At 68.8% G+C, this 21625-nt stretch carries 23 protein-coding genes; 12 read left to right on the top strand and 11 right to left on the bottom strand.

The window, feature by feature from the left end; genetic code table 11:
* Positions 1-3: 3 nt before the first annotated feature.
* Positions 4-924, bottom strand: a complete 921-nt coding sequence (locus AB4120_RS18640; RefSeq protein WP_149137257.1) for a LysR family transcriptional regulator — start codon at positions 922-924, stop codon at positions 4-6.
* A 126-nt stretch (positions 925-1050) separates the two neighbouring features.
* Between AB4120_RS18640 and AB4120_RS18635 the strand changes: the two genes are divergently transcribed.
* The 5 genes from AB4120_RS18635 (at position 1051) to AB4120_RS18615 (ending at position 6532) form a co-directional block, all read left to right on the top strand.
* Entirely contained in the window at positions 1051-2556 is a 1506-nt protein-coding gene (locus AB4120_RS18635; RefSeq protein ID WP_149137258.1) for an acyl-CoA synthetase, read from the top strand.
* A 51-nt stretch (positions 2557-2607) separates the two neighbouring features.
* Entirely contained in the window at positions 2608-3588 is a 981-nt protein-coding gene (locus AB4120_RS18630) for a Bug family tripartite tricarboxylate transporter substrate binding protein (RefSeq protein ID WP_149137259.1), read from the top strand.
* A 125-nt stretch (positions 3589-3713) separates the two neighbouring features.
* On the top strand, positions 3714-5210 hold the full coding sequence (locus AB4120_RS18625) for a chloride channel protein (RefSeq protein WP_441642687.1): 1497 nt from the start codon (positions 3714-3716) through the stop codon (positions 5208-5210).
* A gap of 183 nt (positions 5211-5393) precedes the next feature.
* Entirely contained in the window at positions 5394-5666 is a 273-nt protein-coding gene (locus AB4120_RS18620; RefSeq protein ID WP_144200476.1) for a hypothetical protein, read from the top strand.
* 86 nt (positions 5667-5752) lie between these two features.
* A complete protein-coding gene (locus tag AB4120_RS18615; protein ID WP_441642686.1) occupies positions 5753-6532 on the top strand; it encodes a hypothetical protein in 780 nt (259 codons plus the stop codon).
* Between the two features lie 52 nt (positions 6533-6584).
* Here AB4120_RS18615 and dapB read toward each other — a convergent pair whose 3' ends face one another.
* Together dapB and AB4120_RS18605 are read right to left on the bottom strand one after the other, a co-directional pair.
* The gene (gene dapB / locus AB4120_RS18610; protein ID WP_149137262.1) at positions 6585-7394 is read right to left on the bottom strand and encodes a 4-hydroxy-tetrahydrodipicolinate reductase; all 810 of its coding nucleotides are present in this window, start codon (positions 7392-7394) and stop codon (positions 6585-6587) included.
* A gap of 56 nt (positions 7395-7450) precedes the next feature.
* Positions 7451-7900 carry an Lrp/AsnC family transcriptional regulator gene (locus AB4120_RS18605; RefSeq protein ID WP_149137263.1) on the bottom strand — a complete coding sequence of 150 codons (450 nt, stop codon included), beginning with the start codon at positions 7898-7900 and terminating at the stop codon, positions 7451-7453.
* 155 nt (positions 7901-8055) lie between these two features.
* On the opposite strand from AB4120_RS18605, the gene AB4120_RS18600 reads away from it, so the two are divergent.
* The 3 genes from AB4120_RS18600 to AB4120_RS18590 all read left to right on the top strand — a co-directional run bounded on the left by AB4120_RS18600 (position 8056) and on the right by AB4120_RS18590 (position 11151).
* Positions 8056-9267, top strand: a complete 1212-nt coding sequence (locus AB4120_RS18600; protein ID WP_149137264.1) for a saccharopine dehydrogenase C-terminal domain-containing protein — start codon at positions 8056-8058, stop codon at positions 9265-9267.
* Complete coding sequence (gene amaB / locus AB4120_RS18595; protein ID WP_149137265.1) at positions 9264-10784, top strand: L-piperidine-6-carboxylate dehydrogenase; 1521 nt, start codon at positions 9264-9266, stop codon at positions 10782-10784. Before AB4120_RS18600 ends, amaB begins: the two co-directional genes overlap by 4 nt.
* A gap of 136 nt (positions 10785-10920) precedes the next feature.
* Positions 10921-11151, top strand: a complete 231-nt coding sequence (locus tag AB4120_RS18590) for a hypothetical protein (RefSeq protein WP_244844568.1) — start codon at positions 10921-10923, stop codon at positions 11149-11151.
* 50 nt (positions 11152-11201) lie between these two features.
* On the opposite strand, the gene AB4120_RS18585 is transcribed toward AB4120_RS18590, so the two are convergent.
* The 6 genes from AB4120_RS18585 to hemA form a co-directional block, all read right to left on the bottom strand.
* Positions 11202-11825: a UbiX family flavin prenyltransferase gene (locus tag AB4120_RS18585; protein WP_149137266.1), complete on the bottom strand. Its 624-nt coding sequence runs from the start codon at positions 11823-11825 to the stop codon at positions 11202-11204.
* 2 nt (positions 11826-11827) lie between these two features.
* On the bottom strand, positions 11828-12139 hold the full coding sequence (grxD, locus tag AB4120_RS18580; RefSeq protein ID WP_092299094.1) for a Grx4 family monothiol glutaredoxin: 312 nt from the start codon (positions 12137-12139) through the stop codon (positions 11828-11830).
* Positions 12140-12216: 77 nt separating this feature from the next.
* Positions 12217-13101, bottom strand: a complete 885-nt coding sequence (prmC, locus tag AB4120_RS18575; protein WP_441642685.1) for a peptide chain release factor N(5)-glutamine methyltransferase — start codon at positions 13099-13101, stop codon at positions 12217-12219.
* Positions 13102-13268: 167 nt separating this feature from the next.
* Positions 13269-13592, bottom strand: a complete 324-nt coding sequence (locus AB4120_RS18570; protein WP_092299088.1) for a hypothetical protein — start codon at positions 13590-13592, stop codon at positions 13269-13271.
* A gap of 203 nt (positions 13593-13795) precedes the next feature.
* Positions 13796-14878 (bottom strand): peptide chain release factor 1, encoded by a 1083-nt coding sequence (gene prfA / locus AB4120_RS18565; protein WP_149137268.1) that lies wholly within the window; start codon positions 14876-14878, stop codon positions 13796-13798.
* A 120-nt stretch (positions 14879-14998) separates the two neighbouring features.
* Positions 14999-16303 carry a glutamyl-tRNA reductase gene (gene hemA / locus AB4120_RS18560; protein ID WP_144200494.1) on the bottom strand — a complete coding sequence of 435 codons (1305 nt, stop codon included), beginning with the start codon at positions 16301-16303 and terminating at the stop codon, positions 14999-15001.
* A gap of 171 nt (positions 16304-16474) precedes the next feature.
* Between hemA and AB4120_RS18555 the strand changes: the two genes are divergently transcribed.
* Entirely contained in the window at positions 16475-16717 is a 243-nt protein-coding gene (locus AB4120_RS18555) for a GlsB/YeaQ/YmgE family stress response membrane protein (protein WP_441642684.1), read from the top strand.
* Positions 16718-16739: 22 nt separating this feature from the next.
* Here AB4120_RS18555 and AB4120_RS18550 read toward each other — a convergent pair whose 3' ends face one another.
* Positions 16740-17513: a 5'-methylthioadenosine/adenosylhomocysteine nucleosidase gene (locus AB4120_RS18550; RefSeq protein ID WP_441642683.1), complete on the bottom strand. Its 774-nt coding sequence runs from the start codon at positions 17511-17513 to the stop codon at positions 16740-16742.
* Between the two features lie 175 nt (positions 17514-17688).
* On the opposite strand from AB4120_RS18550, the gene AB4120_RS18545 reads away from it, so the two are divergent.
* The 3 genes from AB4120_RS18545 to AB4120_RS18535 are packed head-to-tail and all read left to right on the top strand — an operon-like array spanning position 17689 to position 20317.
* Positions 17689-18705, top strand: a complete 1017-nt coding sequence (locus tag AB4120_RS18545; protein WP_149137271.1) for a DUF2157 domain-containing protein — start codon at positions 17689-17691, stop codon at positions 18703-18705.
* The gene (locus AB4120_RS18540; protein WP_149137272.1) at positions 18702-19820 is read left to right on the top strand and encodes a DUF4401 domain-containing protein; all 1119 of its coding nucleotides are present in this window, start codon (positions 18702-18704) and stop codon (positions 19818-19820) included. Before AB4120_RS18545 ends, AB4120_RS18540 begins: the two co-directional genes overlap by 4 nt.
* Positions 19817-20317, top strand: a complete 501-nt coding sequence (locus tag AB4120_RS18535; RefSeq protein ID WP_149137273.1) for a GDYXXLXY domain-containing protein — start codon at positions 19817-19819, stop codon at positions 20315-20317. The genes AB4120_RS18540 and AB4120_RS18535 overlap by 4 nt, the downstream gene beginning before the upstream one ends.
* Positions 20318-20398: 81 nt before the next feature.
* Here the strand turns inward: AB4120_RS18535 and ychF are convergent, their stop codons facing one another.
* Positions 20399-21490 (bottom strand): redox-regulated ATPase YchF, encoded by a 1092-nt coding sequence (ychF, locus tag AB4120_RS18530; RefSeq protein ID WP_144200504.1) that lies wholly within the window; start codon positions 21488-21490, stop codon positions 20399-20401.
* Positions 21491-21625: the final 135 nt, after the last annotated feature.

Genomic DNA, 21625 nt, shown 5'->3' with positions numbered 1-21625 from the left:
TTTCTAGGATGTGCTGAAGACGTCGAGCCCGGCAACGGCCTCCCGCAGGAACGAAATCAACGCTCGCGTGGCCATCGACGGATGCGGATTTGGCGTGGTGATGATGTAGAGCCGGTTGCCCAGCCCTTCGGGCTTCCAGTCCGGCAGTACGGGCACCAGTGACCCGTGCCGCACATCCTCCCAGCCGGCGTAAACGGGCAGCAGGCTGATGCCGTGGCCTTCCCGCACAGCCCGGATCAGAAAGGGAAAGTGTTCCGATTGCAGGTAAGGGGTGATCTCGACGTTACGTCGCTCCGGCCCATTGGCGGTGTCGCGACCCAGCGTCAATGAGAATCGTCTGGTTGTGTAGGGCGGACACAGAAACCGGCATGCGGCGAGGTCGCCGGGCTCCCGCACGGGCGGCACCTGGGCGAGGTAGCCCGGTGAGGCGCACAACTGCCAGCGGATGGCGCAGACTTCTCGCGCCACGGTGTCCAGCGGCGGTTCGGACGTCACGCGCAGTGCCACGTCGATCTCGGCGGCAATCAGGTCCGTCACGCGGTTGGCGAAGAACACACGCAGCGAGATGCCCGGATGGCGCTCGGCGAATTGCAGCAGCAGCGGCGCGATAAAGGCGTCGCCCAGCCCGGTGGGCACGCTGACCCGCACATGGCCGCGCAGCGTCTTGCCGAGGCTGTCGATCTCCGCCTGGGCTGCCGCCACCTCCTGCAGGATGCGCAGGCCGTGTTCGTAGAGCGACTGGCCCGAGTCCGTCATCTCCAGCCGCCGCGTGGTCCGCCGCAGCAGTTGCGTGCCGGCCTGATCCTCAAGCTGGCCGAGTTGCCGGCTGATCTGGGAGCGCGTGACGCCGCGCCGCCGGCCCGCTTCCGCGAGGTTGCCGGCTTCCACGATGTCGACGAAGGCCTGAATCAGATTGAGGTCCATGCGCAATGTCTGAAAGATTGTAAAGTCTGGCGCAACATTGTGATTCCGAAATGCCGGATTGTCGATGTCGGAAGCGGGCCTTACGATGGCCTGCTAATCAGATGTTCAGATGTCCAGGAGACCCGCATGCCCGCAGACCTTTGGTTCGAATCGCTGCACCGACCCGGCGCGGAGGTGCTGGCGCGCGGCACGCACCTCGCGGGCGGCTTGCGGCGGCTGGGTTTGCAGGAGGGCGACGTGGTGGCCGTGCTGCTGCGCAACGACCCGGTCTTCGCCGATGTGATCTTCGCGTGCCGCACCGCCGGCACCTATTACTGCCCGATCAACTGGCACTTCACCGCCGAGGAAGTGCGCTTCCTGCTCGAAGACAGCGGCGCGCGCGTGCTGATCGCCCACGCGGACCTGCTGCCGGCGCTCCGCGCGGTGGTCCCCGCCGGGGTGGCCGTGCTGGCCGTGACCGGCACCCATCCCGGCACCGCCGCCGACGCCATCGAATACGAACCCTGGCTGGCGGCCCAGACCCCGTACGATGGCCCGCGCGTGGCGCCGCGCGGCCATCTGGCCTACACCTCCGGTACCACGGGACGCCCCAAGGGCGTGCTGCGCGATGCCGTACCGCTCGACCAGCTCGACGACCAGCTCGCGCGCATGCGCTCGGTGGTGGCCAAGGCCATCGGCGTGGTGCCCGGCTGCCGCGCGCTGATGTCCGCGCCGCTCTATCACAGCGCGCCGGGCGTGTTTATCCAGAACGCCCTGCAGATGGCCGAGCGGCTGGTGCTGACGCCGCGCTTCGACGCCGAACAGGTGCTGGCGCTGGTCGAGGAACACCGGATCGACGTGCTCTACCTCGTGCCGATCATGTACGTGCGGCTGCTGAAGCTGCCGGCCGAGGTGCGCGCGCGCTACGACCTGTCGTCGATCCGCTTCGTGGCGTCCACCGGCTCGCCGTGCGCGCCCGAGGTCAAGCGGGCGATGATCGAATGGTTCGGGCCGGTGATCCACGAGACCTATGCGTCGAGCGAGGCCGGCATGATCACCGTGGCGACGCCCGAGGACGCCGCGCAGCGCCCCGGCACGGCGGGCCGGCCCGTCGATGCGGCCAGCGTGCGCATCCTCGACGAAGCGGGCCAGCCCTGCGCGCCGGGCGAGACCGGCCTGGTCTACGTGCGCCAGCCGGCCTACCCGGACTTCACCTACCTGAACAACGACGCCGCACGCCGCGCCATCGACCGCGAGGGCCGGGTCACGCTGGGCGACCTGGGCTACCTCGACGCCGATGGCTACCTGTTCATCTGCGACCGCGCCTCGGACATGGTTATCTCGGGCGGCGTGAACATCTACCCGGCCGAGATCGAGCATGAACTGGTGCGCTATCCGGGCGTGGCCGACTGCGTGGTGTTCGGCGTGCCGGACGACGAATACGGCGAGCGGCTCCACGGCGTGATCGAGCCGATGCCGGGCGCGGAGATCGTGCCGGCGGCCGTGATCGACTGGCTCAAGGCGCGGCTGTCGGGCTTCAAGGTGCCGCGGACGATCGAGATCACCGCGCGCCTGCCGCGCGACGAGACCGGCAAGCTGGCCAAGCGCCGGCTGCGCGACCAGCACTGGGCGGGGCGCCAGCGGCGGGTCTGAACCCCCGGCCCGGCGCACCCGCCTTCTATATAAATACAACAGGAGACAACCATGCATCGCACATTCGCCCAACTGGCGGCGGGGGCGTTCGGCCTTGCGCTGGCCATCGGCCACGCACCGGCCACCTTCGCGGCCTGGCCCGAGCGGCCGGTCAAGCTGGTGGTGCCCTACACCCCGGGCGGCTCCACGGACCAGTTCGGCCGGGCGCTGGCCGAAGGCATGGCGCGCGACCTGAAGCAGCCCGTGGTGGTGGAGAACCGCCCCGGCGCCAACACCATGGTGGGCACGCAGAGCGTGGCGCGCGCGCAGCCGGACGGCTACACCATGCTGACGGGGACCAGCGCGAGCATGGTGCTCAATCCCATGCTGTACAAGAAGACCGGCTACGACCCGAAGGACTTCAAGGTCATCGCCATCGGCATCGAGGTGCCGCTGGTGGTGGTCACCAACACCCAGGTGCCGGCGACCAATATCCGGGACTTCGCGGCCTATGCCAAGGCGGCGAGCGGCAAGCTGAACTACTCGTCCGTAGGGCTCGGCAACCCGCTGCAACTGGCTACGGAGATGCTGAAGTCCGAGCTGGGCATCGACATGACCCACGTGCCCTACAACGGCAGCGCGCCCGCGCTGTCGGCGCTGCTGGCCAACGACACCCAGTTGATGGTGGATGTGGTCAGCACCTCGCTGCCCCATATCAAGGCTGGCAAGCTCAAGGCGCTGGCCGTGACCAGCAACGCGCGCCTGGACGTGCTGCCCAACGTGCCGACCGTGGCCGAGAGCGGCTATCCGGGCTTCCATGCGGCCACGTGGTTCGGCCTCGCGGTGCCCGCGCAGACCCCGCCGGAGGCCGTAGCCCGGCTCCAGGCGGCCGCCGCGCGTGTGTTGACCGACCCGCAGTTCCGCAACACCTTCGGCGCGCTGGGGCTGGTGGTGCAGGCGCCGCGCACGCAGGCCGAGATCGACCGCTACGTGGCCGCCGACCGCGACAACTGGGGCAAGGTCATCCGGGCCAACCACATCAGCCTGGACTGAGCGGGCAGGGTGCATTGGGGACGAATCGGAGACGGATCAGGGACAAATCGGGGGCGGATCGGGGCGGATCGGGCGAGGAGGGGGGCGTATAGTACGGGGACGTTTCGATCCTCACCGCCCCCGCCATGACCGATTCCGCCGAGCCGCCTGATCCGTCCGCTTCGCCCGATCCGTCCGCTTCGCCGCCTTCGTCTGATTCCTCGACGTCCCCCCCGTCCGCCGATTCCCGCTCCGCCGCCGAGACCAGCCGCCTGCGCGCGCTGCGGCTGCAGGCCCGCCACGCAGCCCGGCGCAAGACCCGCCAGGTCAGCCGGATCTCGCGCACCTCGTTGCGCTACGGCGTGTTCATGTGCGGCGCCGGCTGCGTCGCGCTGTTCTCCATCGTCTTTGCCTATATCGCCGAACTGGCGCTGCGCTGGAACGCGCAGGTCACCACGGCCACGCCGTGGCTGGCGTTCGTGCTGCTGCCGTTCGGGCTGGCCGCGCTGCGCTGGCTGACCATCCGCCTCGCCCCGCAGGCGCGGGGCAGCGGCATTCCGCAGGTGATTGCCGCCGTCACGCTGCCGCCCGATGGGGTGGCGCAGGGCGTGCTGGTGTCGTTCCGCCAGTCGATGTGGAAGGTGCTGCTGACCACCGGCGCGCTGATGGCCGGTGCCTCGGTGGGCCGCGAAGGCCCGTCGGTGCAGGTGGGCGCGGCGGCGATGCTGGCCTGGGGCCGCTGGTGCCAGGACAAGTTCCGCTTCCGCATCGGCTTTCATCCCAATGCGCTGATCGCCGCCGGCGCGGCGGGCGGGCTGGCCGCCGCCTTCAATACGCCACTGGCCGGCGTGGTGTTCGCCATCGAGGAACTCGGGCGCGGCACCGCCGTGCGCTGGGACCGCCTGGTGCTGTCCGGCGTGCTGACAGCCGGCTTCCTGTCGCTGGCCGTGCTCGGCAACAACCCGTATTTCACTGTGAAGGTGCCGATGCTGGTGCTCCACGACGCCTGGGGCCCGGTGCTGCTCTGCGCCGTGGTCAACGGCGTGTTCGGCGGGCTGTTCGCCAAGTTGCTGATCGCGGGCGTGCCGGGGCTGACGCCGTCGCGCTGGCGCGCGTGGGTGGTCGCCCATCCGATCTGGGTGGCATTCGGCTGCGGGCTGGTGGTGGCGGCGCTGGGCTGGGCCACGGCCGGGGCCACCTTCGGCACCGGCTACGAGCAGGCGTCCGCGCTGATCAATGGCGAATCCCACCACACGCTGTGGTTCGGGCTGGCCAAGCTGGGGGCCACGGTGGTGTCGTACTTCGCCGGCATTCCGGGCGGTATCTTCACGCCGGCGCTGGCCATCGGGGCGGGTATCGGCGAAACCGTGTCGCACTTCCTCTCGGGCATGACCGAGCCGCGCGTGCTGGCGCTGGTGTCGATGGCCGCCTTCCTGGCTGCCGCCACGCAGGCGCCGATCACCGCCAGCGTGATCGTCATGGAGATGACGCGCACGCAGGACCTGACGCTGTTCCTGCTGGCGGCGTCGCTGCTGGCGTCGTTCCTGTCGCGCCAGTTCAACCCGCATCCGTTCTATCACCACATGGGCCACGCGTTCCGGCGCGAGGCCATGGCGATCGGCCGCAAGACCGCCCCGGGCTGACCTCTGGCCGACTCCGGCGGAGGGTGTCTCCGTTTCGCATCGCCCCCCCTGGCCGTTGTGGCGTGGCGACTGCCGATGTCATACCATGTGCCGCGCGCGGACCGGCAGCAGCAGACTTCCCGGCCGCGCTGTGTACCGGCGGCACACCGCGATGCGTCGGGAATCTTCTGAGGGGGAGCTGGAATGGGATCGCAACGACCGGCCGGCACGCGCCCGGCCACCAAGCCGACGACATCAACCGCCACGCATCGTCCAATCGTGCAGGACCTGGGCGCCGACACGGCGATCTGGCACACGCGCGGGCTGCAAACCAATTCCCGCATGCGCGCGCCGCTGGTCCAGCGCACGCCACCGACGCAATTGCCGCCGAGCATCGTGCCGCGCCTGATGCTCTGGGCCGTGGTCATCGGCGTGGCCCTGATTGGCTACCATTTCCTGAAGCAAGTGCTCCACTAGGCGCTCTTGCGCGCCGTGGTAAGGTCGCGGCTGGAACCCCTGCCACGGGTTGGGCTCCAATGCGGAGCCGATTTCAGGAGTCAGTTTTGAGAGTTTCCCTCGCCGGGCTGGCCGCTGCCGCCCTGCTGGCGGCCACGGCCGCTCATGCCGCACCGAAGGCGGCCGCGTCGCAGCCTGCCGCTACCCCAGCCGCCCCAGCCGCCCCAGCCACCCCAGCCGCACCGTCCACACCCGCCACGCCGTCCGCGAATGACTTGCTGGCGCCGATGCTGAGCGTGCTCGAGATCGGCAATCCGCTGCCCACGCTGCCCGATTGCGCCGATCATCGCACTCCCGATGGCCGCGACGTGACCGCGTTCTGCGTGGAATTACGCGGCGACGGCGTGATGCGCCAGGTGGGCGTGCCGCGCGACAAGCGTCCCGCATTCATGGATGGCGCACGCCTGGTGGCGTTCGTCGATGGCAACGCGCTGGTCGGCGTGATCGTGCCGACCGACGGCATCCGCTCGCAGGAGGCCGCCGTCCAGTCGCTGACCGCGCGCTATGGCAAGCCGTTCCGGCAGGAGCAGGAAGACATGAAGGACAAGGCCGGCAAGCCTGTGAAGTCGATCCATGCCGGCTGGATGCGTCGCCCGCTCACCGTGGAGCTGTACGCGATTCCCGAGAACCCGAACGAGGGCACGATCGAGCTGATGCTGCCGCAGGCGCGCGCGCTGATGGCCAATCGCGATGCCGAGGTGGACAAGGCGCTCGCCCCGCCGGCCTCGGCCCCGGCCGCGAAGAAGGCGGAAAAACCCGAGAAGTCGGACAAATCAGACAAGTCAAAGAAGGAACCGGCCAAGCCGGTGAACCCGGGCTCGTGGTAACTGGGATGTGATGCGTGGCGGCGCATCCAATCCGCGCCGCCGCCATCCCTGCCTACAGCCCTTCCATCACCTTATCCAGCCCCCGCACCAGCCCGCGCAGGCCGCGCACCTTGCGGATGGCCAGCAGCGCGCCGGACACGTACGGCTTCGAGCCATCGCCCGCCTCGTGCTTGAGGTGCAGCCGCTGGCCGTCCGCACCGAAGATCACCTCGACCCCCAGCTGGTACCCCGGCAGCCGCACCGCATGGACCTGCGAACCGGACATCGTCGCGCCACGGGTCTCCTTCGGACCGTTGACCTGATCCACCGGCACCGCCTGCGTGGCGGTCTTGACCTGGCCGAGCCGGAAGGCCAGTTCGCGCACCGTGCCGGACGGCACATCGACCTTGCCAGCCTTGGCGTAGTCGATGATTTCCCAGTGGTCGAGGTGGCGCGCCGCCATCTCGGCGAACTTCTGCAACAGCACCACCGTGATCGCGAAATTGCCGCAGGCGAGCACGCCACGGTCGGCCTGGCGCGCGGCGGCGTCGATCTCGGCGTAGTCGTCGTCGGTCAGCCCGGAGGTACCCACCACCACGTGCGCGCCATGCGCCAGCGCCTGCAGGATGTTGTGCTTGGCGATGTTCGGCTTGGTGTACTCGACGTAGACGTCGTAGGGCGTGGCGCCCAGCGCCTCGATGCTGGCGGCGGCCACGCCGGGGGTGTCCGCATGGCCGGTCACCTGCGCCAGCGGCTGCCCGGCGGCGCCGCGCGAGAGGCCGGCCACCAGCGTCATGTCCGGCGCGTGCGCCACGCCGCGCGCCAGTTCGCCGCCGGCCCAGCCGGTGACGCCGCCCACGGCAACGCGAATCCGATCGCTCATCGTCATCTCCTGAATGTTGGCCAAAGCGCCTGACCAAAGCGCCCAAGCATAGCGCGCTATCCGGCCGCGCGCCGGCGGTCGATCTTGCGCGCCAGCACGATCGACGTGGTGGTGTGATTCACCCCATCGAGCATGCCGATTTCGTCTAGCAGCTTGTCCAGCCGGGCATGGGTATCGCAGCGGATCACGGCCATGTAGTCCACCGGGCCGCTCACCGAATTCAGCTCCTCGATCTCCGGAAAGCGTTGCAGCGCACGGACCACCGCGGGCGCCGCCTTCGGCTGCACGGAGAGGCCGCAGAAGGCGAGGATCGCGTTGTCCTCCATCTGGCCGCCCAGCCGCACGCCAAAGCCGGCGATCACGCCGGTCTTCTCGAGCCGGGCGATGCGCGCCACCACCGTGGTCCGGGCGATGCCCAGCACGCGGGCGAGATTGGCCGCGCTCTCGCGCGCGTTGCCCTGCAGCAGGGACAGCAGGTGCCGGTCGGTCTGGTCGAGGTCTGCCATGGTTTTTCGTGATGCGCTCGGATGGCGTTTCGTCAGGATAGATCGTCGATACGTCCGATTATGGGGCGCTTTCGTCGATCTTGCAGCTACAAAACGTGCGCGCCGCTGCCCATACTTCCCATGACGATTCATGCATTTTTGACGGGGGAGCCATCATGCAACCATCCAACCTCGGTCCTGGCGCCGCACGGGACCTGACCCAATCGCCCCGGCCGCTGTCGGTCGTCGTGCTCGGCGCCGGCAAAATCGGCCGTGTGATCGCGACGATGCTTGCCGACACCGGCGACTACCGCGTCTGTCTGGTCGACCATGACCCGCACCGGCTGGACGGCCTGCCGCGCCAGATTGCCGTGCGCGCCGGCGACCCGACCGAGCCCGGCACCTGCGCCGCCTTGCTGGCCGGGGCCGACGCCGTGCTCAACGCGCTGCCGTTCCACGCGGCCATCCACGTGGCCACCGTGGCCGCGCGGCTCGGCGTGCATTACTTCGACCTGACCGAGGACGTGGCCGCCACCCACGCCATCCGCCAGCTGGCCCAGGGCGCACGCTCGGTGCTGATGCCGCAGTGCGGGCTGGCGCCGGGCTTTATCGGCGTGGTGGGCCATGATCTGGCGCGGCGCTTTTTGCGCGATGGCGGCGACCTGCTGGACCTGCGCATGCGCGTGGGCGCGCTGCCGCGCTACCCCAGCAACGCGCTCAAGTACAACCTGACGTGGAGCACGGAGGGGCTGATCAACGAGTACTGCAACCCCTGCGAGGCCATCGTCGATGGCCGCCGCGTGGAGCTGCCGGCGCTGGAGGGCCATGAATCCTTCGCGCTGGACGGCATCGAGTACGAAGCCTTTAATACCTCAGGGGGCCTGGGCACGCTGCCGGATACCCTGGCGGGCCGCGCGCGCCATGTCGATTACAAGTCGATCCGCTACCCGGGGCACTGCGCCCAGATGAAGCTGCTGCTGAACGACCTGCGGTTGCGCGAGCGCCGGAACTGGCTGCGCGAGATCTTCGAGCACGCCATTCCGGTGACCGAGCAGGATGTGGTGATCGTGTTCGCGAGCGCCACGGGGCATCCCGGCGCCAAAGCCGGGCAGGGTGGCCATGGCGGACAGGGTGGGCGGGGGCCGCTGACGCAGGCGTCATTCTCGGCGCGCATCGGCGGGATGGAGGACTTTGGCGGCATCGGGCACGTCAACGCCATCCAGCTCACCACGGCGGCTGGTATCTGCACGGCGCTGGACCTCGTGGCGACCGGCGTGCTGCCCCAGTCCGGCTTCGTGCCGCAGGAAGCCATGCCGCTCGATCGCTTCCTGGCCAACCGGTTCGGCCAGCATTACAGCCACCACCCGCTACAGGAGACGCTCGCATGAAAGCGCAGGACATTGCCGCATGCTGGCAGGCCATGGGCCTGCGCCAGCCTTGGGACGATTCGCATGGCGCGGGCGAGGCGCTCGCGCTGCGCTCGCCGGTCGATGGGGAAGTCTTCGGCCACCTGCCGGCCTGCACCGCTGCCGAGGCCGATGCCCGCATCGCCCGTGCGCACGCGGCGCAGACCACCTGGGCGCTGACCCCGGCCCCGGCGCGCGGCGAGGTGGTGCGGCGCTTCGGCGAGGCGCTGCGCACGCACAAGGCCGCGCTGGGGCGGCTGGTGGCGCTGGAGTCCGGCAAGATCCTTCAGGAAGGACTCGGCGAAGTGCAGGAGATGATCGACATCTGCGACTTTGCCGTGGGACTCTCACGCCAGCTGCACGGGCTGACGATTGCCTCGGAGCGCCCCGCGCACGCGATGCGCGAGACCTGGCATCCGTTCGGGCTGTGCGGGGTGATTTCGGCGTTCAACTTCCCGGTGGCAGTGTGGGCGTGGAACGCGGCGCTGGCGCTGGTCTGCGGCAATGGCGTGGTCTGGAAGCCGTCGGAGAAGACACCGCTGTGCGCGCTGGCCGCGCAGGCGCTGCTCGATCGGGTATTCGAGGAGGCCGCGCCCCAGCACGCCGGCCTGTGCGTGGTGCTGCCGGGCGGGCGCATGCTGGGCGCGCAGCTGGTGCAGCATCCGGGCGTGCGGCTGATCAGCGCCACCGGCTCCACGCGCATGGGCCGCGAGGTGGGTATGGCCTGCGCCGGGCGGTTCAAGCGCGCCATCCTGGAGCTGGGCGGCAACAACGCGGCCATCGTCGCGCCATCGGCCAACCTGGAGCTGACCATCCGCGCGATGACCTTCTCGGCAGCGGGCACCGCCGGGCAGCGTTGCACCACGCTGCGGCGCGCCTTTGTCCACGTTGATCTGATCGAGACCGTGACCAACCGGCTGCGCCAGGTCTACGCGCGGCTGCCGGTGGGCGATCCGTTGCAGGAGGGCACGCTGGTCGGCCCGCTGATCGACATGGCCGCCGGCGACACCATGGCCAACGCGCTGGCCGCCTGCCGCGCGCAGGGCAACGTGGTGCACGGCGGCGAACGGCTGCTGGCGGACCGCTATCCGCACGCCAGCTACGTGCGGCCGGCGCTGGTGCTGACCGACAGCCAGCACGACACCATGCTGACCGAGACCTTCGCGCCCATCCTCTACCTGATGCCGTACACCTCGCTCGACGAGGCCATCGCGCTGAACAACGCGGCGTCGCACGGGCTGTCGTCGTGCCTCTTCACCGAGTCCCTGCGCGAGGCGGAGCGGTTCGTCTCGGCGGCAGGCAGCGACTGCGGCATCGCTAACGTGAACATCGGCACCAGCGGCGCCGAGATCGGCGGCGCGTTCGGCGGGGAGAAGGCCACCGGCGGCGGGCGTGAATCGGGCTCCGATGCGTGGAAAGGCTACATGCGCCGGGCGACCAATACCATCAACTACGGCGACGCATTACCGCTGGCGCAGGGCATCCGCTTCGAGCTGTAATACATCGTAATAATGCGAAGGATGATCCCGTTGCGACTCGTAACAATAGTTACGGCGTCTTGACGCTGTATTACCAAACCGCCCCGTATAACGTTCATGAGGGCAGGCACTGCCTGACACACTCAAGGACAACAACATGCGAGCGAAAGCAATAGGTGCGATGGGTTTGGTGGCGATTGGCGCGGCGATGCTGGGCGGCTGCGCGGTCTATCCGACACCGTACGGCCCCGCCGTGGCCCCGGCTCCGGTGGCCGTGGCGCCTGCGCCGGTCTATGTCGGCCCCCCCGCCGTGGTGGTGCGGCCCGCACCGTATTACTACGGTGGCCACGGTTACTATGGCCGCCGTTATTATCGCGGCGGCTGGTAAATCGGCGAGAGATACGAAGCCGGTGACAACAAGCAGAAGCGGGTAGAGCCCTAGGTGACGGCGTCGGCCGCACCAGGGTTCAACCCGCCCCAACTCGGCGTGAGCGATTGGCCGATCTCTGGCAGATCGACGAGATCGAGCACACGCCCGACCGTATGGTCGACCAGTTCGGCAATCGTCTGCGGCTTCTGGTAGAAGCCCGGCACCGGCGGGAACACGATCCCGCCCATCTCCGTGACCGCCGTCATATTGCGCAGGTGCGCCAGGTTCAGCGGCGTTTCACGCACCATCAGGACCAGCTTGCGCCGTTCCTTGAGCGTGACGTCCGCCGCGCGGGTGATCAGGTTGTCGGAGAGGCCGTGGGCGACGGCGGCCAGCGTGCGCATGGAGCAGGGCGCCACGACCATCGCATGGGCGCGGAACGATCCGCTGGCGATGGTGGCGCCGATGTCGCGCACGTTGTGCACCACGCCTGCCAGCGCCTCCACCTGGGCCCGGCTGATATCGAGTTCGTGCTGGAGGTTCATCACCCCGGCGGGCGAGATCAGCAGATGGGTTTCCACCCCCGCCACGCCTTGCAGCACCTGCAGCAGCCGGACGCCATAGATGGCGCCCGTAGCGCCCGTGATGGCGACGATCAGCCGTTGCGGCACGGCGCCATCCGGTGCGGGCATGATTACGACTTCAGCAGCGATTGCAGTTCGCCGTTCTGGTACATCTCCATCATGATGTCCGAGCCGCCGACGAACTCGCCGTTCACGTAGAGCTGCGGAATCGTGGGCCAGCTCGCATATTCCTTGATGCCCTGGCGGATGCCTTCGTCCTCGAGCACGTTGACCGTGGTCGGGGTGTCCACGCCGCAGGCCTTCAGGATCTGGATGGCACGGCCGGAGAAGCCGCACATCGGGAACTGCGCCGTGCCCTTCATGAACAGGACCACGGGGCTGCCCTTCACGATCTGGTCGATCTTCTGCTGTACGTCACTCATGGTGTCACTTCCGGTTGCGCGCGGTGCCGTGTGGCGCCGCCTGTGTCTTGGGATGGGGATTGCCGCCGAGGCGGATGTCAGGTCGGAATTTTACCGGATTCGCCCGACCATCGCCCGCCGCTGCACCGCTCCTGCCCGGCGAGGTCGCGGGCGGTGGACACCTCGGTAAAGCCGCCGGCCTCCAGCAGCGCCCGCGTGGCCGCGCCCTGGTCGTAGCCGTGCTCCATCAGCAGCCAGCCGCCGGGCAGCAGGCGGCCTGCCGCGCCGGCCACGATGGTGGCCAGGTCGGACAGGCCGTCCTCGTGGTCGGTGAGCGCGTCGATGGGCTCGAAACGCAGGTCGCCTTCCACCAGATGCGGGTCGCCAGAGGCGATGTAGGGCGGATTGCTGACGATCAGGTGGAAGCGCAGGGTGTCCGGCACGGCGTCGTACCAGTCCGAAACCAGGAAATAGATGCCGTGCGCCTCGAGCGCGCGCGCGTTGTCCTGAGCCACCATCAGCGCACCCGGCGAGATATCGGTCGCCCAGACCTCGGCGTCGGACCGCTCGCGGGCAATCGTCACGGCCAGGATGCCGGAACCGGTGCCGAGATCCAGCACGCGCGGCGCGGGCACATGGGCCACGCGCGCCAGGGACATCTCCACGGCGATCTCGGTATCGGGACGGGGAATCAGCACATCGGGCGTGACGCGGAAGGTGCGGCCGAAGAACTCGCGCTCGCCCAGCAGGTAGGCCATCGGCTCGCCGGCCAGCCGCCGCGCCATCAACGTGGAGAATGCATCACGTTGTGCGGCATTGAGGTGGTCGGTATCACGCGTGATGAGTTGCGTACGCGTGAGGCCGGTCACGTGCGACAGCAGCATGCGGGCTTCGAGCGCCGGCAGGCCGGCCATCGCAGCCAGCGTCTGGGCTTCGCGCAGCGTGGGGTCGGGCGACAGGGCGCCCGGCGGGGTGGAAGACATCGGAAATAGATGGCTGAAACAGGGAGAGCGGGTGCAAAAAACCCCGTCGGGACTTGGCGCGACGGGGTTCTTTGCTGGGCGCCGTATTGGCGCGGGTACTAGCCGCCCAGTGTAAGCCGATTTGGCGGCGCGCGGGCGCGCGGGCGGCGTGATTACCGTTGGACCAATTACTTATTGACGGTTTCCTTGGCCTTGTCCGCCGTGGTGTTCACGGCATCGCGTGCGGCTTCCTTGGCATTGGCCATGGCGTGGCCGGCATCGGTCTTGGCCTGTTCGGCGGCGGCCGAGACATCGGCGGCGGCACCGCTCGCGGCGGCCTTGGCGGCGTCAGCGGCGTTGGCGGCGGCGGCGGCGGCATCGCTGGCGGCGGCCTTGGCCGATTCCGCAGCGCTCTGCATGGCGGCATCGGCGTTGGCGGCCGGGGCGTCTTCCTTCTTGCTGCAAGCCGCCATGGCGGCGGTAATCATCAACAGGGCGAGCAGTTTCTTCATGATTTCATCCTTGGTGTCTGTTTTGAGGAGTCGACTTCAACCCAGACTTCGCTGCCTCCCAGGTGCGGAAAGTGACGCATGGGGGCGGTCTGGTCGAATCGATTATAGACACCGCGATTTGGCGGGCCAGTGCTGTTTCAAGCATTTACCTCAGTTACAAACACTTGCCCGTTGGTGATGAAATCATCACTTTGTGATGCAAGTCAGCCCTCGTCGCCCAGCGCGGCGAGCTGGTCGGCCTGGTGTTCGGCGGAGAGCGCGGCGATCAACTCGTCCATGTCGCCGTCCATGATCATGTCGATCTTGTAGAGCGTGAGGTTGATGCGGTGGTCGGTCACGCGGCCCTGCGGGAAGTTGTAGGTGCGGATGCGGTCGCTGCGGTCGCCCGAGCCGATCAGGTTGCGCCGCGTGCTGGCTTCCTTGGCCTGCGCCGCGCGCAGCTGCATGTCCTTGATACGCGCCGCCAGCACCTTCATCGCCTTGTCCTTGTTGCGATGCTGGCTGCGGTCGTCCTGGCACTCCACCACGATGCCCGTGGGCAGGTGGGTCAGTCGCACCGCCGAATCGGTCTTGTTGACGTGCTGGCCGCCCGCGCCGGACGCGCGGAAGGTGTCGACGCGCAGGTCCGACGGGTTGATCTCCACCTCGCCCACCTCGTCGGCCTCCGGCATCACCGCCACGGTGCAGGCCGAGGTGTGGATGCGGCCCTGCGCCTCGGTGGCCGGCACGCGCTGCACGCGGTGGCCGCCCGACTCGAACTTCAGCTTGGAGAACGCGGCGTCGCCGGCAATCCGCACAATCACTTCCTTGTAGCCCCCCAGGTCCGACTCGGACTCGCTCATCACCTCCACCTGCCAGCGCTGCCGTTCCGCATAGCGCGTGTACATGCGCAGCAGATCGGCGGCGAACAGCGCGCTTTCCTCGCCGCCGGTGCCGGCGCGGATTTCGAGCAGCAGGTTGCGGTCGTCGTTGGGGTCCTTCGGCAACAGCAGGGTCTGGAGGCTGGCGGTGAGGTCTTCCAGCCGCTGGCGCGCCGCGCCGATCTCGTCGGCGGCGAATTCCTTCATCTCGGGGTCGTCCAGCAGCGCCTGCGCCGTGGCCAGATCCTCCTGCGCCTGCCGGTACTGGCCGTACTGCTCGGCCACCGGCGACAGTTCGGCATGTTCCCGCGAGAGCTTGCGGTACTGGTCGATGTTGGCCGTGGCGTCCTCGCGGGCAAGCAGGGCGTTGACTTCATCGAGTCGCTCGGCCAGTTGGTCGAGCTTGTTGAGCATGCTGGCTTTCATGGGTATCCGAAAGGAAACTGGGGCGCGATGGGGGGAGGTCTGCGCGGCGCCGTGGGGGCAACCGTGGGACGCTGGCAACAACGCCAGCGGGCCGGCGCGGCCGGCCGGGGGCGAGCGCGGCTAGCGCTCGGAGTGGCTGCTGTGGCGGAACAGGCCCGGCACCAGGCGCAGCAGCGCCTCGCGGTCTTCGCCCTGGGTGTGGTTCAGGGCGTGGGTGGGGCCGTGCAGGAACTTGCGGGTCAGCGCGCCGGAGAGCGCTTCCAGCACCGCTTCTGGGTCGTCGCCACGCGCCAGCATGCGGCGCGCGCGTTCGAGTTCGGCCTGGCGCATGGCCTCGCCGTGGGACTGGATCTCCCGGATCACGGGCACCACGCTGCGCGTCTCCAGCCAGTGCATGAAGTTCTGCACACGGCTCTCGATGATCGCCTCGGCCTGCGCCACGGCGGCCTGGCGCAGCGCGTTGCCCTCGCGCACCACGGCGCCGAGGTCATCCACGGTGTACAGGAACACGTCGTTCAGGCGCGCCACCTCGGGTTCCACGTCGCGCGGCACGGCCAGGTCGACCATCATGATCGGGCGATGCTTGCGGCGCTTGACCGCGCGCTCCACGGCGCCCAGGCCGATGATCGGCAGCGAACTCGCGGTGCAGGACACCACGATGTCGAACTCGTGCAGCCGTTCGCCCAGATCCTGCAGGCGGATGGCCTGCGTGGTCAGGCCCTGTTCGGCCAGTTGCTCGGCCAGCCGCTCGCCGCGCTCGATGGTGCGGTTGGCCACCACGATCTGGCGCGGCATCTGCGCGGCGAAGTGCGTGGCGCACAGCTCGATCATCTCGCCCGCGCCGATAAACAGCACGCGCTGAGTGGAAACACTTTCGAAAATCCGCTGGGCGAGCCGCACGGCGGCGGCAGCCATCGACACCGAATGGGCGCCGATCTCGGTCTGGCCGCGCACTTCCTTCGCCACAGCGAAGGTGCGCTGGAACAGCTGGTTCAGGTAGGTGCCAAGCGCGCCGGCCTCGCCGGCGGTGCGCACTGCGTCCTTGAGCTGGCCCAGGATCTGCGTTTCGCCAAGCACCATCGAGTCCAGCCCGCTGGCCACGCGGAACGCGTGACGCACGGCTTCGGACTGGGGCAGCGCGTACAGATGGGGAGCCAGTTCGCCGGCCGGCACATTGTGGTGCTGGGCCAGCCAGCGCAGCGTGTGCTCGAAGCCGTCCGCACCGGGCTGCAGCACATCGGTGGCGCAGTAGATCTCGGTACGGTTGCAGGTAGAGAGGATGGCGGCCTCGGTGCCGCTGCGGCCGGCCAGGTGGGTGCGCAGCGCGCCCAGGGCCGGTTTGATCTGCTCAAGCGGAAACGCCACGCGCTCGCGGAGCGAGACGGGTGCCGTCGTGTGATTGATACCGATCGCGAGCAGTTGCATTTGTGGGGTTCGTTGCCATCCGGATCGTAGCCGGAAGCGATGGTCATTATACCGCTGGGCCGCGATTTTGCAGGGTGAAGGGGCGTTTTGTTCCAAGTGCGCCAAAACGCCAGTATTGTTACGGCGCGGTCACGCGGTGTGGCCGAAATCCGGACAGACAGGGGGGTGCCGATGCTCGGCTTGGTGGTGGTGGGGGCGATCGTGGGCCTGGCGGGACGCCAGATGCACCCGGCCGGGCGGGTCGTAAGCCTGCCGGCCGCGCTGGTGCTGGGCATGCTCGGCGCGCTGGGCGCGTTTTATGGCGGGCGCGCGGCGCACTTGTTTACCGACGGCCAGCTCTCGGGCTGGACTGCCGCCATCCTTGGCGCGGCGCTGCTGGTCGGCGTTTGGGGTGTGGCGCGGCCGCGACGCTAAGGCTGTCCGGATCCTCGGCGGCTTAAGCCTGACCCCGCGCGGACAGGAAGCGCCGCAGGATCGCGCTCGAATAGTGGCTCGCCACATCGCGCAAAAATGCCGAAAAATCCACATGGGCGACGTCGTCAGCCCGATCGGACACGGTGCGCGTGACCGCGTAGGGCACGCCGTACTCGTAGCAGATCTGGGCCAGCGCCGCGCCTTCCATCTCCACCGCCTGCACGCCCGGCAGGCGCTCCCGCAGGTCCGCCACGGCCGCCGGGGCGTTGATGAACTGGTCGCCGCTGGCCACCATGCCCACGTGCAGGCGCGGCGCGGCCACGCCGAAGCGGGCCAGCACGCCGTCCGGCACTTCGGTGGCGAGGTCGTGGCGCAGGAAATCGTCAGCCGCCGCGCGCAGCGCCGCCGTCAGTTCGGCATCGGCCGGAAACTCGGCGCGCGCCAGCAGCGGCACCTCGTGGCGCGGGAACAGCGGGCGGGCGTCCAGGTCGTGCTGGAGGGTGCGGTCGGCCACGACGATATCGCCCACACGCACCGCCGGCCCCACGCCGCCGGCCAGCCCCGTGAACACGATCTCGTCCACGCCGAACTCGCGGATCAGCGTAACCGTGGTGGCGGCCGCCGCCACCTTTCCCACGCGCGCCAGCACCAGCACCACCGATTGCCCGTGGAGCGTGCCAGCGTAGTAGTCCCGCATGCCGATGGTGCGCACGGTGGCGCGCGCGTCTTCGTGCCGCATGGCGGCGATCAGTCCATCGACTTCGTCGTGGAGCGCGGCAAGGATGCCGAGGGTCATGGCTGCCCGGATTGGATGAGAAAGGCGCCAGCATACCGGCGCCGGGAGCGCGGCGGAAGCCGTGCGCCGCGTTTTCAGAACCCTCTCATAGGCACGGGCAGGCCGCTTTGCTACAGTGCGCTTGCGTTCGCTTTCCATCGCATTCCAGCCCGGGAGAATTCCGTTGGAACCTCTGTTGCCATCGCTTTCAGATCGACGCATTGCCCAGCAGGCGCTGGCCGACTGGCGCGCTCAGGATCGCCTTGACGCGGAGGGCCTCTCGCCCGCGTGGGCCCGCACCCTGCCGGCGCGGGCCGACTGGCACCGCTGGCTCGAGCGGGCGCTGCTGCTGCTCGGCACCGCGTTGCTCTGCGCTGGCGTCATCGTCTTCTTCGCGTTCAACTGGGACGCGCTGCACAAGTTCAGCAAGTTCGGGTTGCTGGCGGGTCTGCTGACCGGGCTCGCGGCGCTGGCGGCATGGCGGCCGGCCGGCGACGGTGTCGGGCAGGCCGCGCTGGCCGGCGCGCAGGTGGTATCGGGAGTCTGGATGGCCGTGATCGGCCAGACCTACCAGACCGGTGCCGATGCGTGGCAATTGTTCGCCCTGTGGACGCTGCTGGCGGTGCCGTGGGCGCTGGCCGCGCGCGCGGCGCCGCACTGGTGGCTGGTGATCGTGGTGGGCAATGTGGCGCTGCTCCGCTATGGCAGCGTGCGGCTGGGCGTGGGCGGCATGTTCGACCTGCTGTTTGCGGGGCGCCATGCGCGCGAGACCACGCTGTTCCTGCTGCTGGCGTGCTGCGTTCAACTGGCGCTCTGGTACGGGCTGGCGGCCCGTGCGGCCCGCTGGGGCTTTCGTGGCGATGCCGGCCCGCGCCTGATCGCCGTGCTCGCCTGCGGCTATGCGGCCTGGCTGGGCCTCACGAGTGTGCTGGTCCATCGCGTGGAGGTGGTGGGGCTGGTGGCTGGCGCGGTGGCGCTGGCCGGGCTCGGCGCGTGGTTCCGGCGGCGCGCGTCGTTCGATATTGTCGTGCTGAGCCTGGCGTGTCTGGCCGGCATCGCGCTGGTGGTGTCGGCGCTGGGACGCCTGCTGGCCGAGGGCCATGGCGACTTCGGCATCTTTCTGCTGCTCGGGCTGGTCACGGTGGGGCTGGCTGCGGCGGCGGCGGCATGGCTGCTGCGGGCGTGGCGAGACGCCAACGGGAGCCCGGCATGAGCGCGCAGACCGTGGAGCGGAAGCTTTGGGACGATCTCGCTGCGCGGGGCGTGGTCGAGGGGGAATACGTGGCGAATCCGCGCACGCCGTGGCCCATCCGCCTGCTGATGGGCGCGGCGGGCTGGCTCGGCGCGCTGTTCTTCCAGGTATTCCTGCTCGGCTCGGTGTTCGCGGCAACGCGCGGCAACGGCCTGGCCATGCTGGTCACGGGGCTGCTGATGCTGGGCGGGGCCGTGCTGCTGTATCGGATGGCCGGCGAGCGCAGCAGGCGCATCGCGCTTGGCCAGTTCGCGCTGGCCCTGAGCCTGGGCGGGCAGGGCATGGCGATCTTCGGCACGGCGGAGACGCTCGGCGGCGAGTGGCTGGTGGGCCGCGCAGCGTTCTGGCTCGGCGTGGCCGGGTTCGAAGTGGCGCTGTACGTCATCGTGCCGAACCGGCTCCATCGCTTCGTGGTGGCGCTCGGCGCCTGGGCGGCGCTGGCGTTCGCGCTGAATATCCTGCTGGCCGGGGCCAGGCACTACGGCTGGGTCGTGCTGCCGTGGTCGCTCGGCTGGCTGATGCCGCTGGCCTGCGCGGTGGTCACCGTCTTCGTGCTGAAAGAGCACGCGCTGGCGGCGCACGGCCAACATGGACGATGGGAGCCCGGCGCGGACGCCACGCTGGTGTTCGCGCTGGCGGCGGCGCTGCTGGTGACTGGCGCGACCCATCCGCTGGCGGGGGTCTTCGACGAGCGTGGCGCGCCGCGCCTGGGCGGGCCGTGGCTGGCCGGGGTGCTGACCGAGCTGGTGCTGCTGATATTCACGCTGTTCGAATGCCGGCGCCTGCATGTCGGGGCGCGCGTCAGCGCGGCGGTGATGGTCGTGATGCTGGCGTTCGCCGCGTTGATGGTGATGGCGCCGGCAGTCGGCGCCGGGGTGCTGGCGTTGGCGCTGGCCCTGCGGCGCGGGTCGCTGCCATGGCTTGGGCTCGGCATCGCGGCGCTCATCGCAGGCTTTGTCTGGTACTACGGCTCGCTCCAGTGGACCCTACTGGCCAAGTCCGCCACGCTGGTGGCGGCCGGCGTGTTGCTGCTGGCGGTCCGGATCGTGATGCGACGGATGGAGGCACAGCCATGAAACGATGGATCGTGGTGGCATGGCTGCTGGTGATCGGCGTGGCGGGGGCGGTCATCGTCGGCAAGGAACGGGTGCTCTCGCATGGCGAGGTCGTCTACCTGCGGCTGGCGCCCGTGGACCCGAGGTCCCTGATGCAGGGCGACTACATGGCGCTGAACTTCGCCATCGGGCTGGAGATCGCCGCCGCCCAGGCCAGCGCCCAGTCCCCGCGCGAGCGGGAGACCGAGGTGGTGATCCGCCGCGACGCCGCCGGGGTCGGGCAACTGGTGCGGTTGCAGAACGGCCAGCCGCTGGCCGAGGGCGAGCGGCGCCTGCGCGTCCAGAACGTCCCCTCGCGCTGGGGCGGCCCGATCGTGCAGGTATCCACCGACGCGTGGTTCTTCCAGGAGGGGCAGGCGGAGCGGTTCGCCAAGGCCCGCTATGGCGAATTCCGGCTGGACAGCAGCGGCCAGGCACTGCTGGTGGGCATGCGGGATGAACAGTTGCAGCCGCTGTAGCCGGGAGCGGAGGCTCGGGTTACGGCCCAAAAGCAAAAAACCCGGCATCTGCCGGGTTTCCTTGGAAGGGGTACGCCTACCTCAGACGTTGAACAGGAAGTTCATCACGTCCCCGTCCTTGACCACGTATTCCTTGCCTTCGGCGCGCATCTTGCCGGCTTCCTTCGCGCCCTGTTCGCCCTTGAACTGGATGAAGTCCTCGTAGGCGATGGTTTGCGCGCGGATGAAGCCCCGTTCGAAGTCGGTGTGGATCACGCCGGCCGCCTTGGGGGCGGTGTCACCCACGTGGATCGTCCAGGCGCGCACTTCCTTCACACCCGCCGTGAAGTAGGTCTGGAGGCCCAGCAGCGTGAAGCCAGCGCGGATCACGCGGTCCAGGCCGGGCTCTTCCATGCCCAGGTCGGCCAGGAATTCGGCCTTGTCGGCGTCTTCCAGGTCGGCAATCTCGGCTTCGATGGCTGCGCAGACAGCCACGACCGGCGAATTGGTCAGCTTGGCGTGCTCGCGTACCGCATCCAGGTGCGGATTGTTCTCAAAACCGTCTTCGCGCACATTGGCCACGTACATCGTCGGCTTGGCGGTGATCAGGCAGAACGGGCGGATGGCTTCCCATTCCTCGGGCGACAGGTCCAGCGTGCGCACGGCCTTGGCCTGGTCGAGCACGGTCTGTGCCTTTTCCAGCACTGCCACCAGGCGCTGCGCTTCCTTGTCACCGGCGCGGGCGGGCTTGATGTAGCGCGCGTGGGCCTTTTCCACGGTGGCCAGGTCGGCCAGCGCCAGTTCGGTGTTGATAACTTCGATGTCCGACAGCGGATCCACCTTGCCCGCCACGTGGATCACGTTCGGATCCTCGAAGCAGCGCACGACGTGCGTGATAGCGTCGGTTTCGCGGATATTGGCCAGGAACTGGTTGCCCAGCCCTTCGCCCTTGGACGCGCCCGCCACCAGGCCGGCGATATCGACGAATTCCACCGTCGCCGGCAGGATGCGCTCTGGCTTGACGATCTCAGCCAGCTTCGTAAGCCTCGGATCCGGCACTTCCACGACGCCCACATTGGGTTCGATGGTGCAGAACGGATAGTTTTCGGCGGCGATGCCGGCCTTGGTCAGGGCATTGAACAGCGTGGACTTGCCGACGTTGGGCAGGCCGACGATGCCGCATTTGAGGCTCATGGTGTCTGGCTGGAAATAGCAAAGCCTGTATTCTAGCGGATGGCCACCCTCGGCCAGCCTTTATCCCCCGGCGGCCGGCCCGCCACGGCTTGTGCGATGTCTCCGATGGCGCGCACGTCACGTCGCTATAATCGA

This window comes from Cupriavidus sp. 2KB_3, assembly GCF_052115685.1.
Classification (GTDB): Bacteria; Pseudomonadota; Gammaproteobacteria; order Burkholderiales; family Burkholderiaceae; genus Cupriavidus; species Cupriavidus campinensis.
The sequence above is the reverse complement of the archived record's forward strand: the minus strand, read 5'-3'. Positions and strand labels throughout refer to the sequence as shown.

What these genes read in the sequence shown, in the direction of transcription:
- AB4120_RS18640 (WP_149137257.1), bottom strand. Translation starts at nt 924, where the DNA reads ATGGACCTCAATCTGATTCAGGCCTTCGTCGACATCGTGGAAGCCGGC.
- AB4120_RS18635 (WP_149137258.1), top strand. Translation starts at nt 1,051, where the DNA reads ATGCCCGCAGACCTTTGGTTCGAATCGCTGCACCGACCCGGCGCGGAG.
- AB4120_RS18630 (WP_149137259.1), top strand. Translation starts at nt 2,608, where the DNA reads ATGCATCGCACATTCGCCCAACTGGCGGCGGGGGCGTTCGGCCTTGCG.
- AB4120_RS18625 (WP_441642687.1), top strand. Translation starts at nt 3,714, where the DNA reads ATGACCGATTCCGCCGAGCCGCCTGATCCGTCCGCTTCGCCCGATCCG.
- AB4120_RS18620 (WP_144200476.1), top strand. Translation starts at nt 5,394, where the DNA reads ATGGGATCGCAACGACCGGCCGGCACGCGCCCGGCCACCAAGCCGACG.
- dapB (WP_149137262.1), bottom strand. Translation starts at nt 7,394, where the DNA reads ATGAGCGATCGGATTCGCGTTGCCGTGGGCGGCGTCACCGGCTGGGCC.
- AB4120_RS18605 (WP_149137263.1), bottom strand. Translation starts at nt 7,900, where the DNA reads ATGGCAGACCTCGACCAGACCGACCGGCACCTGCTGTCCCTGCTGCAG.
- AB4120_RS18600 (WP_149137264.1), top strand. Translation starts at nt 8,056, where the DNA reads ATGCAACCATCCAACCTCGGTCCTGGCGCCGCACGGGACCTGACCCAA.
- amaB (WP_149137265.1), top strand. Translation starts at nt 9,264, where the DNA reads ATGAAAGCGCAGGACATTGCCGCATGCTGGCAGGCCATGGGCCTGCGC.
- AB4120_RS18590 (WP_244844568.1), top strand. Translation starts at nt 10,921, where the DNA reads ATGCGAGCGAAAGCAATAGGTGCGATGGGTTTGGTGGCGATTGGCGCG.
- AB4120_RS18585 (WP_149137266.1), bottom strand. Translation starts at nt 11,825, where the DNA reads ATGCCCGCACCGGATGGCGCCGTGCCGCAACGGCTGATCGTCGCCATC.
- grxD (WP_092299094.1), bottom strand. Translation starts at nt 12,139, where the DNA reads ATGAGTGACGTACAGCAGAAGATCGACCAGATCGTGAAGGGCAGCCCC.
- prmC (WP_441642685.1), bottom strand. Translation starts at nt 13,101, where the DNA reads ATGTCTTCCACCCCGCCGGGCGCCCTGTCGCCCGACCCCACGCTGCGC.
- AB4120_RS18570 (WP_092299088.1), bottom strand. Translation starts at nt 13,592, where the DNA reads ATGAAGAAACTGCTCGCCCTGTTGATGATTACCGCCGCCATGGCGGCT.
- prfA (WP_149137268.1), bottom strand. Translation starts at nt 14,878, where the DNA reads ATGAAAGCCAGCATGCTCAACAAGCTCGACCAACTGGCCGAGCGACTC.
- hemA (WP_144200494.1), bottom strand. Translation starts at nt 16,303, where the DNA reads ATGCAACTGCTCGCGATCGGTATCAATCACACGACGGCACCCGTCTCG.
- AB4120_RS18555 (WP_441642684.1), top strand. Translation starts at nt 16,475, where the DNA reads ATGCTCGGCTTGGTGGTGGTGGGGGCGATCGTGGGCCTGGCGGGACGC.
- AB4120_RS18550 (WP_441642683.1), bottom strand. Translation starts at nt 17,513, where the DNA reads ATGACCCTCGGCATCCTTGCCGCGCTCCACGACGAAGTCGATGGACTG.
- AB4120_RS18540 (WP_149137272.1), top strand. Translation starts at nt 18,702, where the DNA reads ATGAGCGCGCAGACCGTGGAGCGGAAGCTTTGGGACGATCTCGCTGCG.
- AB4120_RS18535 (WP_149137273.1), top strand. Translation starts at nt 19,817, where the DNA reads ATGAAACGATGGATCGTGGTGGCATGGCTGCTGGTGATCGGCGTGGCG.
- ychF (WP_144200504.1), bottom strand. Translation starts at nt 21,490, where the DNA reads ATGAGCCTCAAATGCGGCATCGTCGGCCTGCCCAACGTCGGCAAGTCC.